The sequence below is a fragment of the Subtercola boreus genome, from assembly GCF_006716115.1.
Lineage (GTDB): Bacteria > Actinomycetota > Actinomycetes > Actinomycetales > Microbacteriaceae > Subtercola > Subtercola boreus.
Window position 1 is genome coordinate 2,294,930 of the sequence record NZ_VFOO01000001.1, and the last position, 12,615, is coordinate 2,307,544.

General features: G+C 70.2%; 8 protein-coding genes. 6 read left to right on the forward strand and 2 right to left on the reverse strand.

Annotation, left to right across the window (positions count from 1 at the left end; translation table 11 throughout):
• Positions 1 to 7 precede the first annotated feature (7 nt).
• Complete coding sequence (locus FB464_RS10715) at positions 8 to 4,471, reverse strand: beta strand repeat-containing protein (protein WP_116413870.1); 4,464 nt, start codon at positions 4,469 to 4,471, stop codon at positions 8 to 10.
• A 333-nt stretch (positions 4,472 to 4,804) separates the two neighbouring features.
• Between FB464_RS10715 and FB464_RS10720 the strand changes: the two genes are divergently transcribed.
• The 5 genes from FB464_RS10720 to FB464_RS10740 all read left to right on the forward strand — a co-directional run bounded on the left by FB464_RS10720 (position 4,805) and on the right by FB464_RS10740 (position 10,524).
• A complete protein-coding gene (locus tag FB464_RS10720; RefSeq protein WP_116413869.1) occupies positions 4,805 to 6,025 on the forward strand; it encodes a hypothetical protein in 1,221 nt (406 codons plus the stop codon).
• Between the two features lie 15 nt (positions 6,026 to 6,040).
• Positions 6,041 to 6,709, forward strand: coding sequence for a DUF4129 domain-containing protein (locus FB464_RS10725; RefSeq protein ID WP_246093020.1), 669 nt, complete (start codon positions 6,041 to 6,043; stop codon positions 6,707 to 6,709).
• Positions 6,706 to 8,118 (forward strand): DUF4350 domain-containing protein, encoded by a 1,413-nt coding sequence (locus tag FB464_RS10730; protein WP_116413868.1) that lies wholly within the window; start codon positions 6,706 to 6,708, stop codon positions 8,116 to 8,118. Before FB464_RS10725 ends, FB464_RS10730 begins: the two co-directional genes overlap by 4 nt.
• Positions 8,115 to 9,155 (forward strand): AAA family ATPase, encoded by a 1,041-nt coding sequence (locus FB464_RS10735; protein WP_211327303.1) that lies wholly within the window; start codon positions 8,115 to 8,117, stop codon positions 9,153 to 9,155. Before FB464_RS10730 ends, FB464_RS10735 begins: the two co-directional genes overlap by 4 nt.
• Positions 9,156 to 9,216: 61 nt before the next feature.
• Entirely contained in the window at positions 9,217 to 10,524 is a 1,308-nt protein-coding gene (locus FB464_RS10740) for a DUF58 domain-containing protein (RefSeq protein ID WP_116413867.1), read from the forward strand.
• Between the two features lie 19 nt (positions 10,525 to 10,543).
• Here FB464_RS10740 and FB464_RS10745 read toward each other — a convergent pair whose 3' ends face one another.
• Complete coding sequence (locus tag FB464_RS10745; RefSeq protein WP_116413866.1) at positions 10,544 to 11,539, reverse strand: stage II sporulation protein M; 996 nt, start codon at positions 11,537 to 11,539, stop codon at positions 10,544 to 10,546.
• Positions 11,540 to 11,556: 17 nt separating this feature from the next.
• Here FB464_RS10745 and FB464_RS10750 point away from each other — a divergent pair, with 17 nt between their 5' ends.
• A complete protein-coding gene (locus FB464_RS10750) occupies positions 11,557 to 12,420 on the forward strand; it encodes an RDD family protein (protein WP_116413865.1) in 864 nt (287 codons plus the stop codon).
• Positions 12,421 to 12,615: the final 195 nt, after the last annotated feature.

The window sequence follows — 12,615 nt, forward strand, 5'->3', positions numbered from 1 at the left end:
CGGCGGGCTAAGGGATGACCGTGGCGGTCGGTGCCGAGGTCTTCGTCACACTCTGGTATCCCGACTTGCTGCCCGTCACCGTGACGCTGATCGCATGGCCCGAATCGTTCGTGGTCAGCGAGCGGGTGGAGGCGGTGGAACCGGCGATCGCGACACCGTCGCGGAGCCACTGGTAGGTGAACGTGACGGGCGAGGGGCCCCAGATTCCCGTCTTCGCCGTCAGGGTCGAGCCCACCTTCGCCGTCCCGGCGACCGACGGGGTGCCGGAGGTGACCGGCGCCGCGGCCACGGCCGGGGTGACCGCCGATGTCGATGCCACGGAGGTGTACCCCAGCTTCGTTCCGGTGACGGTGACCTTGATGGTCTTGCCGAGCTGCGCCTGGGTCAGCACGAACGTCGACCCTGTCGCACCGGTGATGTTCGCACCGGATGCCTTCCACTGGTAGGCGAACGTCACGGGTGCCGGACCCCAGCCGCTGAGGTCCACCGACAGCGTCTGTCCGACGGTGGACGTGCCGACGATCACCGGGGTGGTGCTGGTGATCGTGCCGGCGACGACCTTCCCGGTCGCGGCACTGGTCTGGCTGGAAGACGCGTAGCCGGTCTTCGAGCCGATGACCGTCACTGTGATGCTCTTACCCACGAGGGAACCATCGACGATATAGGTCGACTGCGTCGCACCGGAGATCGTCGCGCCGTTCGCGCTCCAGACATACGCGAGGCTCACGGGGCTGGGGCCCCAGGTTCCCGGCGTTGCGGTGAGCGTCTCACCCGTGCGGGCGGTTCCGGCGACGGTGGGCGTCGCCGTCGTGAGCGTGCCCGGGGCGGCCACCGTACCGGCCGAGGTCGCCGAGACAGTGGCGTAACCGGACTTGGATCCGGTGACACGCACGGAGATCGTCTTCCCGGCATCTAACGTGCTGATGGTTCGGGTCACGGCAGTCGCGCCGCTGATCACCGCCCCGTCCCGCAGCCACTGGTAGGTGAAAGTGACGGGGGCGGGACTCCAGGTTCCGGGGACCGCTGTGACCACGGAGCCGACCTTCACCGTGCCGGTGATTGTCGGAGTGCCCGGGGTGAGCTGGGCCGGCGCCACGGCGGCCGTTGCCGCGCTCGTCGTCGTGGCCGAGGAGTAACCATCCTTGGTGCCCGTCACCGAGACGGTCAGGGTGGCACCGATGTCGGCGCTGACCGGGGCGTAGGTCGACGCGGTCGCGCCCGGAATGGCGGCGCCCGCCTTCGACCACTGGTAAGCCAGCGTGACGGGCGCAGGCCCCCAGGTGCCGGCCGAGGCGGTGAGGGTCGAACCGACACCCGCCGTTCCCGAGATGGTCGGGGTGACCGTCGAGAGGGTTCCATAGCCGACGGCCGCGGAGACCGCTGACGTCTGGGAGGCGCTGGCGTAGCCGGGCTTCGCACCGGTGACACTGACCTTGATCGTCTTCCCGCGTTCAGCAGGGCTCAGCACGAGCGTCGATCCCGTAGCGCCGGTGATGTTCGCGCCCGAGGCCTTCCACTGGTAGCTGAAGGTGACAGGAGCCGGTCCCCAGGCACCCGCGTCGACCGACAGGGTCTGCCCGACGGCGAACGTGCCGCTGATCGTGGGTACCGCGGTGGTCAGGATCCCGGGTGCTGCCGCAGCCGTGGGCGCACTCAGCGTCGTAGCGGTCGTGTAGCCCGCCTTCGTTCCGGTCACGCTGACCGTGATGGTCTTGTTCACGTACGCGGGGGCGATCACGTAGGTCGATGCCGTCGCACCCGGGATGGCCGCTCCGGCCGCGCTCCAGGCGTAGGTGAAGTCGACCGGCGCGGGGCTCCAGGTACCGGGAGCGGCCGTGAGGGTCTGGCCCACCTGCACCGTTCCCGAGATGGTCGGCGTCGCCGTGCCGAGGATGCCCGGGGCCACGCTCACGCCGGCCGAAGTCGTCGTGGCGGTGGTGTAGCCGGTCTTGGTGCCCGTCACCGCGACGGTGACCGTCTTGCCGAGGTCAGCCACCGTCAGCGTGTAGGTCGTGCCTGTCGCTCCCGCGATGGCTGTGCCGTTGGCGAGCCACTGGTAGGCGAGGTTCACCGGCGCGGGCCCCCACGCGGCGGCGGTCGCCGTCAGGGTGCTGTCCACCCGGGCGGTGCCGGAGATCGTGGGAGTGGTCGTGGTGAGGTCGCCCAGGGCGACGGCGGCCGTCGGAGTCGACGACTTCGTGATCGTCTTGAAGCCCGTCAGGGACGCGGTCACCTTCACGGTGAGGGTCTGTCCGGCGTCGGCCGGTACGACGAGGTAGGTCGCGGAGGTCGCTCCGGTGATCGACGTGCTGCCGCGGTACCACTGGATCTTCTTCGTGGGCGTGCCCGGGCCGAAGGTGCCGGTGGTGGCGGTGAGGGTGTTGCCGACCTTCGCCGTGCCCGAGATGGTCGGGGTCGGCGCCGGCGTGAGGGCGTGGTCGTTGTCGACTGTGCTCAGCAGGCCGTTGATGCCCGCGGCCGTCGCGGCGCTCCCGACGACGACGGGGTTGGAGTAGCCAACCGTCGGCTTGTCGTTGTACCACTCGCCGAAATAGGTGCCGTCGCCCTGGAAGTAGACGGTGTAGCTGCCGACCGGCACGTTCTCGATGGCGAAGTTGCCCGCTTCATCGGTGTAGGCATAGGTGTAGAGACTCGCTCCCCCGGGTGTGTAGACGTCGACCTCGTGCGAGGTCAGCGGGGCGTTGCCGGCAGCCGAACTGGCGATCTTTCCCGTGATCCTGCCGACGGAGACGACGAGGGTCGCGTTCGCGGTCTTTGTTCCCGCCGAGGTGACGACCACCGGCGTCGCCGACGCAGACGTCGTCTTGTTGCTGTAGTACTGCTCGAAGTGGGTCGCATCGCCGTAGAACCGGATCGTGTACGTGCCGACCGCGATGTCGCTGAACGAATAGTTCCCGGCCCCGTCGGTGTACGTGTACGCGACCAGCGAACCACCGTCGGCCGAGAGCAGGTCCACCTCGGTGCCCGATGTCACGGGATACGCAGCCGACGAACTCGACACCGTGCCGGAGACCACACCGACAGAGACCACCAGGGCCGCATTCGCGGTCGTGCCCCCTGCGGTCGTGACGACCACCGGCGTCGCCGACGCAGACGTCGTCTTGTTGCTGTAGTACTGCTCGAAGTGGGTCGCATCGCCGTAGAACCGGATCGTGTACGTGCCGACCGCGATGTCGCTGAACGAATAGTTCCCGGCCCCGTCGGTGTACGTGTACGCGACCAGCGAACCACCGTCGGCCGAGAGCAGGTCCACCTCGGTGCCCGATGTGACGGGGTAGTCCCCTGAAGCACTGCTCACCGTGCCGGAGACCGTACCGACGGAGGTCTGGAGCACGGCGTTGATTCCTGTGCTCGCCGCTCCGGACGAGACGGTGGCCAGGTCTGCACCGGCTTGGTCGGGCGACGCGTTGTACCACTGGTCGAAATGCGTGCTGTCGCCGAAGAAGTGCAGCTGGTACTGGCCGACCGGAACGTTCGCGAAGCTGTAGTTGCCGTTGAGGTCTGTGGTCGTGTAGGTGACAAGCGAACCGCCGTCGGCCGAGAGGAGGTCGACCTCGGTACCCGAGTCGACCGGGTAGGCGGTCGACGAGCTGGAGACCGTGCCCGAGATCGAACCCACAGAGGCCACCAGGGCCGCGTTCACGTTGGCAGTCGTCGCCGCGCTCGTGACGACGACCGGATCTGCGCCGGCGGCATCCGCAGAGCCGAGGTAGTACTGCTCGAAGTGGGTCCCATCGCCGTAGAAGCGGATCTGGTAGGAACCGATCGGCACGTCTGTGAAGGAGTAGTTGCCGTTCAGATCGGTGGTGGTGTATGTGATGTAGGACGCGCCGTCGCCGGAGAGCAGATCCACTTCGAGCGACGAGTCGACGGGGTAGGCCGCCGTCGCACTCGTGACCTTGCCGGAGATGTTGCCGACCGATTTGGTGAGCAGCACACTCGCGGTCGTCGTGCCGCCGGCCGTCACCGTCACGGTGTTGCCGGTGGCCGCCGACGTCTTGTTGTTGAACCACTGGCCGAAGTGCGTGCCGTCGCCGTTGAACTGCAGCTTGTAGGTGCCGGGGGCGAGTCCGGTGAAGCTGTAGTTGCCGACGGAGTTCGTGGTGGCGTAGGTGAGGTACGAGGCTCCGTCGCCCGAGTACAGGTCCACCTCGATGTTCTGGAGGTTCGGGTGGGTGGCGCCGCCCTCCGAGCCCTTCACGTTGCCGCTGAGGGTTCCGGTGGTCGCGGCGAGCCTGACGTCGTCGAACACGGGAGCTGCGGCGGGCGCGGCAGCGACGGGGCCTCCGGATGCTCGTTCCGCGGCATGGGCGAGAGGGGAGCCGCCCAGCAGCACGAAGAAGGCCACTGCGGCGCCGAGGAGTGCGACCAGAAGCCACCTGGGCCTGCGGGCCGGGCGACCGCCCGCCACGGAGTCGTTCGCTGTCAGGTCTCTGGTGCTCTCTGTCATGGTGTCCCCCTCAGGACCGGCAGTGCTCGCGCGCCTCTGCGCGTCAGATGGTCGAAAGCTAGCAGTTCGCTGAGAATCTGCACATGCCCTTTTCGGGGGGTTCTGTGCACGCTTGTCGCGTCAGGGCACAGTGCGGTTCCCTCGCGGGTAACCGACCCCACCAGCGAGTGTCGGCGGGGTGTGCGAGCATGGTGTCGTGGAGGTGCCGGAAGGCATCGCGGGGTGGGGCACGTCGCACAGAGAACACGTCACAGTACGTATGTATGTCGCATCGCATATGTCGAAGTGGGCCACTCGCTCGAGTCGGTCGACACGGAATGTAAGGAAGCACCGGTGACCGACAACCACGACCGGCAGGGGGCCGGGGTTCCCCCCGTGGAGTCCGTGCAGCCGCCACGGGCGTTCACGCCGCCGCAGTACGGCCAGTACGCGCCGCAGCCGGGGTACGGTGCGAATCCCACGCAGCCGGGGTACGGTGCGAATCCGACGCAGCCGGGGCCCGGGCAGTGGGCGCCGCCGCCGAAGCCCGGGCTCGTGCCGCTCCGGCCGCTCGGCTTCGGAACCCTCCTCGGCGCGCCGTTCCAGGTGCTGCGCCGGAACCCCCGCGCCACGCTCGGCAGCGCCCTGATCATCCAGTTCGTGATCGGTGTGGTCACCGCGCTCATCGTCGGCGGTGCCGTGCTGCTCGCCGTCACGCGGATCGACTCGGCTTCGCAGGAGGACTACGACTCGATCCAGGCCGGCTCGACCGCGATCGTGCTGCTGAGCACCCTCATCCCGCTGGCGGTCGCCCTCGTCACGAGCGCACTGCTGCAGAGCATCCTCGTCATCGAGGTCTCCCGCGAGATCCTCGGCGAGAAACGGCGGATGGGCGAACTCTGGCGTGCTGCCGGCCGGCGCATCTGGCCCCTGGCGCTCTGGACGCTGCTGCAGGTCGTGGTGGCGGTTCTCGTGCTCGCGGCCGTGGTCGGCGTGATCGTGCTGCTGACCCTCCTCGGCACGGTCGGGGCCGTACTGGCGGTGGTGTTCGGCATCGTCGCCTTCCTCGGGATCGCCGTGCTGGCCGCCTGGCTCACCACGAAACTGTCGCTCGTCCCCTGCGTGATCGTGCTCGAGCGGGCCGGCGTGCGGGCGGCGATCGCCCGCTCGTGGCGACTCACCGACCGCTTCTTCTGGCGTACGCTCGGCACGGAATGGCTGGTCGGCGCCATCGTCTCCGTCGCATCCCAGGTGGTGGTGCAGCCGATCAGCCTGATCTTCGGGCTCGGTGTCGGCGTGCTCGCGCCGAACGGCACCGACGAGAGCGGCACCGGCTCCGGGCTCCCCGCCGACCTGCTGCTCATCGGCGGGCTGTACCTCGTCATCGGGATCATCCAGCTGGTGTTCGGCGCGATCAGTTCGGTCGTGCAGGCAGCGACCGTCTCGGTGATCTACGTCGACCTCCGCATCCGCAAGGAGGGTCTCGACCTCGAGCTCATCCGCTTCGTCGAAGCCCGGGAGAGCGGCCGGCTGGCACCCGATGAAGATCCGTTCCGGGTCGCCGGGCGGGTCTGAGGGCAGGGCGTCACCGTGTCCGTCTCCTTCGCCGCGTGGGTGCACTCTGCCGTGCCGGTCGATCCCTCGGCGCCGGATGCCCGCCAGCTCCTCCAGGAGGAACTCGGCAAACCGGAGTACCAGGCCGCGAAGCCCACCTGGCTCGATCTGGCAGCGTCGGCGGTCGAACGCTGGCTGAACAGCCTGGTGCTGCCATCGGGTGGAGACGCCAGCGGGCTCCTTCCCCTGATCGCGGTGATCGTACTGGTCACCCTCATCATCGTTCTGTTCATCGTCTTCGGGCGTCCCCGGCGCAACCGCTCTGCTCCCGTGCAGCTGGGTTCCCTGTTCGGTTCGGATGACCGGCGGAGCTCCGCCGAACTCCGGGCGTCAGCTGCGGACGCCGCACGCTCCGGCGACTTCCGTACGGCGATCGAGGAACTGTACCGGTCGATCGCCCGGCGTCAGGCGGAGCGCACGGTCATCCGCGTCGACCCGGGAACCACCGCCCAGGATGTCGCGTGGCGCGCAGCCGAGTCGTACCCGAGCGAGGCCGGTGGGCTGGCGTCGGCGGCGCGGGTGTTCGACGAGGTGCGGTACCTGGGAGCATCCGGAACCCATGCGTCGTACGAAGAGCTCGCGGGGCTCGAGGCACGCCTGCGCGACGCCGCGCCGGTGCGGCGCGAGCGGATCGGGGCACGGTGACGGGCCGGGCGGGCGCGGTGGTCGCTCCGGGAGGGAAGGCAGCGGGCCTCGGCGGCTCGACAGGCGCGGCCGGCGGGAGCACGCCGCCCGGGCGGAGGACCGCAGCGGGCGCGGAGGCCGCGACGCCGACGATGCGCGTGTTCTTCCGGCGGTGGTCGTTCTGGCTGGGGGCCGGGGTGTTCGTCGTGATCGCGAGCCTGGTGCTGCTGCTGGTGCGCGGCGTCTCGGGAACAGAGGCAGGCTCCGACCTGTCGACGACGAGCGCCGCGCCCACGGGAGCGAAGGCGATCGCGGAGGTGCTGCGGCAGCAGGGGGTCACCGTGTCGACGGCCGACAGCCTCGACGGGGCCCTACGAGCTGTGGCCGACATCCGTGGGAGCGGCGGGGCCGGTTCTGGCGGCAGCAGCGACCCGACCGTGCTCATCTACGACCCGAGCGGGTACCTGCCGATCGATCGCCGGGCCGACCTTCTGGCGCTCGGCAACCGGATCGTGCTCGTACAGCCCGACATCTTCACACTCGACGCCCTCGCGCCCGGCGTCTCGGTCACGGGTGTGGTCGGGGCGAGCGACGTCGTGGAGGCGGGCTGCGGGCTGGCCGTCGCCGAACGGGCCGGCACGATCTCGACCTCGGGGAGCGGCTACCGGCTGGACGCCGACGGCACTGACACTGACGCCGGCGGCGGCACCGGCACCGGCACCGGCACCGAATGCTTCCCGGTGGGCGACGGCGGCTTCTCACTCGTGCAGCAGAACGCCGGCGGATCTGTCGTGACGGTGCTGGGAGCATCCGGAATCCTGACGAACGAACACGCCCTCGAAGCCGGCAACGCGAGCCTCGCGCTCGGGCTGCTCGGGTCTGTCGACCAGCTGGTCTGGTACCTGCCGTCCGCGGCCGACCTCACCGCGACGGGGCCGCCGAGCCTCGCCGCCCTGACGCCCGGCTGGGTCACGCCGCTCGTGGTACTGCTGGTGGCCGTCTTCCTCGCCGCCGCGCTCTGGCGGGGCCGCCGGCTCGGGCCGGTCGTGGTCGAGAACCTGCCGGTGATCGTGCGCGGCTCCGAGACCGTCACCGGGCGGGCCCGGCTCTACACGCGCTCGAACGCGCGAAGCAGGGCACTGGATGCTCTGCGGATCGGCACCGTCACGAGACTGTGCGGACTGCTCGGCCTCCCCCGCACGGCCGCGCTGCCCGAGATCATCGCAGCCGTCGCGGCGAGCACGGCGTCGCCGCCTGCGGAACTGGCCGAGGTGCTGGTGAACCGTCTCCCGCGGTCGGACAGCGAACTGCTCGCCCTCTCCCACCAGCTGTCGGTGATCGAACGGCGCGTGCAGGTCGCCGTCGGGCGCGCGCCCGCCACCCCCACACCCTCTTCCCCGTCCGTCCGTCCCACAGAAAGCCGGTCATGAGCGACATGCCCCAGCCATCCCAGACAGCAGGGCCGAACCAGGCAGCGCCCGACCTACCGCTCTCGGGCCCGGAGCCCCGGGCATCCGACGACGAGCTCCGGCAGGCGCTCTCCCGGGTGCGCACCGAGGTCGGGAAAGCCGTCGTCGGGCAGGACGGCGCGGTCACCGGTCTGCTGATCGCTCTGCTCGCGCGCGGCCACGTGCTGCTCGAGGGCGTTCCCGGGGTCGCGAAGACGCTGCTCGTGCGATCCCTCGCCGCCGCGCTCAGCCTCGACACCAAGCGGGTGCAGTTCACGCCCGACCTGATGCCGGGCGACGTGACGGGCTCGCTCGTGTACGACGCGCGGTCGGGCGAATTCCAGTTCCGGGACGGGCCGGTGTTCACGAACATCCTGCTCGCCGATGAGATCAACCGCACGCCGCCGAAGACGCAGTCCGCCCTGCTGGAGGCGATGGAGGAGCGCCAGGTCAGCGTCGACGGACTCTCGCGGCCGCTGCCCGACCCGTTCCTGGTCGCGGCCACGATGAACCCGATCGAATACGAGGGCACGTACATGCTGCCCGAGGCTCAGCTCGACCGGTTCCTGCTGAAGCTGACCCTCGACATCCCCGAGCGCGACATCGAGATCCAGGTGCTGGCGCGCCATGCCGCCGGCTTCAACCCGCGGGACCTCGTCGCAGCCGGCGTCACTCCCGTGCTCGGGGCGGCGCAACTTCACCAGGCGCAGGCCGCGGCGGGCCGGGTCGGCGCCTCCCCCGACGTGATCGCCTACGCTGTGGACCTCGCACGCGCCACCCGGCAGAGTCCCTCGGTCAAGCTCGGCGTGAGCCCGCGCGGGAGCACGGCGCTGCTCGCCTCCGCGAAGGCGTGGGCGTGGCTGAACGGGTTCGCCTCGATCACGCCCGACCACGTGCAGGCGATGGTGCTGCCGGTGCTGAGGCACCGCATCCAACTGCGGCCGGAAGCGGAACTCGAGGGCGTCTCGGTCGACACGATCCTCCGCGGCGTGCTCTCGCAGGTGCAGGTGCCGATCTGATGAGGGATTCCCGCGCTCTGGATGCCCGGAGCCGCACCTGCATTCGCCGAGGGCAGCGGTAGTGGCCGTCTCGGGGCGGTTCGTTCTGCTGGTCGCGATCGGCGCGGTGCCGATCGTGCTGCTCGGGCAGGCCTACGGCCTCGCGTTCGAAGCGCTCGGCGGGTGGCTGCTGCTCGCGGTTGTGCTCGGCGTCGTCGACCTGGTGCTCGCGGGGTCGCCACGGCGCATCGGTGTCGAACGCGACCTGCCGCTCCGGGTCCGTCTCGGCCAGCCCGCGCAGAGCGACCTCTACCTGACGAACGACGGTCGGCGGATGCTCCGCGGAACGGTGCGCGACGCCTGGCAGCCCTCAGCCGGAGCCGTGTCGACACGCTTCGCGGTGCGGATTCCCGCCGGGGAACGCCGGCTCGTGAGCGCCGAGCTCCGCCCGTTCCGCCGAGGTGAGCGCCGGGTGGAGCAGGTGGGCATCCGTTCCTTCGGACCGCTCGGGCTCTGGGCGCGGCAGGCGAGCATCGTGGCACCCGGGCGCATCCGCGTGCTGCCGCCGTTCCATTCGCGCCGACACCTGCCCTCGCGTCTCGCCCGGCTGCGGGAACTCGACGGACGCACGAGCGTGATGGTGCGCGGGCAGGGAACAGAGTTCGACTCGCTGCGGGAGTACGTTCGGGGCGACGACGTGCGCTCCATCGACTGGCGGGCGACGGCGCGGCGCGACGGGCTGGTCGTGCGCACGTGGCGGCCCGAGCGCGACCGGCGAGTGGTGATCGTGATCGACTCCGGGCGTACGAGCGCGGCGAGGATCGACGACGAACCACGCCTCGACACGGCGTTCGAGGCGGCACTGCTGCTGGCCGCGCTGGCGAGCCGGGCCGGCGACCGCGTCGACGTGATCGCCTGGGATCGCCGCGTGCGGGCCCGCGTTCAGGGTGCGACGGGGCCCGACCTGCTCTCCCGGATGGTCGACGTGCTCGCGCCTGTCGACCCGGAACTGCTCGAGACCGACTGGTCGGCCGTACCCGCCCGGGTGCGCGAGATCACGAACCAGCGCGCGCTGGTCGTGCTGCTGACGTCCCTCGAGACGCCCGGTTCCTCCCGGGGCCTCCTCGCCGTGCTGCCGCAGCTGACCCAGCGGCACACCGTGCTGGTCGCGTCGGTCACCGATCGTTCCACCTTCGACCTCGTCGGCCAGCGCGCCGACCTCGAGCAGATCTACGCGGCGGCGGCCGCCGAGCGGGCACTGCTGGATGTCGCGCGGGTCTCGGCCGCGGCCCGCCAGCAGGGCGCGGAGGTCGTCACAGGCTCGCCCGCCGACCTGCCGCCTGCGGTCGCGGACCGGTACCTCGCGCTGAAGGCGGCCGGCCGGCTCTGACCCAGGGAGCCGACGCGGGTCAGGTCGCGACGAGGCGCTGGGCTCCCCGGTCGAACTCTTCGAGGTCACCGGTCTCGCCCGCGCGGTGGGCCCGCCCGCCGACCCACAGCATGTAGAAGAGGAACGCCCCGAGCGCCACCGCCCCGATGGCCAGCTTCACCGGCCAGGGCAGCGGCGACGGCGTGACGAAGCCCTCGATGATTCCGGAGATGAGCAACACGAAGACGAGCCCCACCGCGACGGTGAACAGCGCGCGGCCGTCCTCTGCGAGAGCCTGGGCGCGGGTGCGGGCGCCCGGCGCGATCCAGGCCCAGAAGATGCGGAGGCCCGCGGCAGCGGCCACGAAGATCGCCGTCAGTTCGAGCATCCCGTGCGGCAGGATGAACTGGAAGAACACGTCTGCATGCCCGAAGTGGAAGAGCACTGCCGCGTTCACCCCGAGATTCAGGGCATTCTGCAGCAACAGGTAGGGAACGTACACACCGACGATGCCGAATGCCACGCACTGGGCCGCGAGCCAGGCGTTGTTCGTCCACACCTGGCCCGTGAACGAGGCGGACGGGTTCTCGGAGTAGTAGCCGACGAAGTCCTGCTCGGCGATCTTCTGCAGGTCGGCGTCGCTGCCGAAGTTCGCGAGCACGCGCGGGTCGTTCAGCGCCCAGATCGCGTAGAGCGAGCTGACGACGACGGTCACGAGGGCGACGGTGAGCACGATCCAGCGCAGCCGGTAGAGCGCCGCGGGCAGCTGCCAGGCGAAGAACGCCGGCACCTGCCGGAGCGCGTTGCCGCTCGATGCGGTGAACCGGAGGCGCGCCCGCGAGAGTGCCACCGAGAGGCGGTCGCCCGCGACCGTGGATCCGGCCGCCGTCTTCAGCGCGGAGAGGTCGGTCGCACCGGACTGGTACCGCTCGATCAACTCGTCGGCGTCGGAGCCCGAGAACGTGCGGCGTCGACCGAGGTCATCGAGGCGATCCCAGTCGGCTCGATGGGCGGCAGTGTAGGCGTCGAGGTCCATCTGCTTAGATGATAGCCATGGCAGCGCCGAACCTCGCCCCCGTGCAGCGGGCGAACTCGCTCGAATACGATGACGAACTGCTCGTCACCGGCGAGGCCGTCGCGCTCGATGTGCGTCCGGCGAGCTTCATCCTGCGGGCGGCGGGCACCATGATCGACGTGCTGTTGTCGGTACTCCTGATCGTGCTGACCGGCGTGCTGACCAGCATCTGGCAGTCGGCGACGGGTGCGGATGATGCGATCTCCCAGGCGATCATCCTGTCGAGCGTGGTCTTCGCTGTCGTGGTGGTGCCGACTGTCGTCGAGACGCTCAGCCGCGGCCGTTCCCTCGGCAAACTGGTGATCGGTGCGCGGGTGGTGCGGGACGACGGCGGATCCACGTCCCTCCGGCACGCCCTCATCCGCTCGCTGACCGGCGTACTGGAGATCTACGGCACGTTCGGCGGGCTCGCCATCCTGGTGTCGCTGCTGAACCCGCGCGCCAAGCGGCTCGGCGACCTGCTGGCCGGCACCTACAGCCAGCACGAGCGGGTGCCGCAGCTGGTGTCGCACGCCCAGCCGCTGCCGCCGGGGCTCACCGCGTGGGCCGCCGTCGCAGATGTCGCACGGATGCCCGATCGGCTCTCTCGGCGCATCGCGCAGTACCTCGCGGAGGCGCCGCGCATGGTTCCGGATGCCCGAGCTCGCCACGCGGCGCAGCTCGCCGCCGAGGCGGCCCCGTTCGTGTCGCCCCTCCCACCGGTGCCGCCCGAGGTGCTGCTGCTCGGGATCGCGGCGCTGCGGCGGGAGCGCGAAGCGCGGGGTCTCGCGCTGGAGGCGTCGCGACTCGCGCGGCTCGCGCCGGCCCTGACGGGCCTGCCGCACGGGTTCCCCGAGCGCTGAACCCCGATTTATTGATGCGACATTTGCTCAACAACTGTCACTTGCGTTATGGTGACACATGCTCACCTCACCGAAGAAGAACGCCGCTACACTGAAGGCCGGACTGGTCCTGTGCGCATTGGCACTGACGGCCGTCCTCCCCTCGAACTCCGCACTCGCGGCAACCACCGCTGTCATCGTTGGCGGCATACCGGT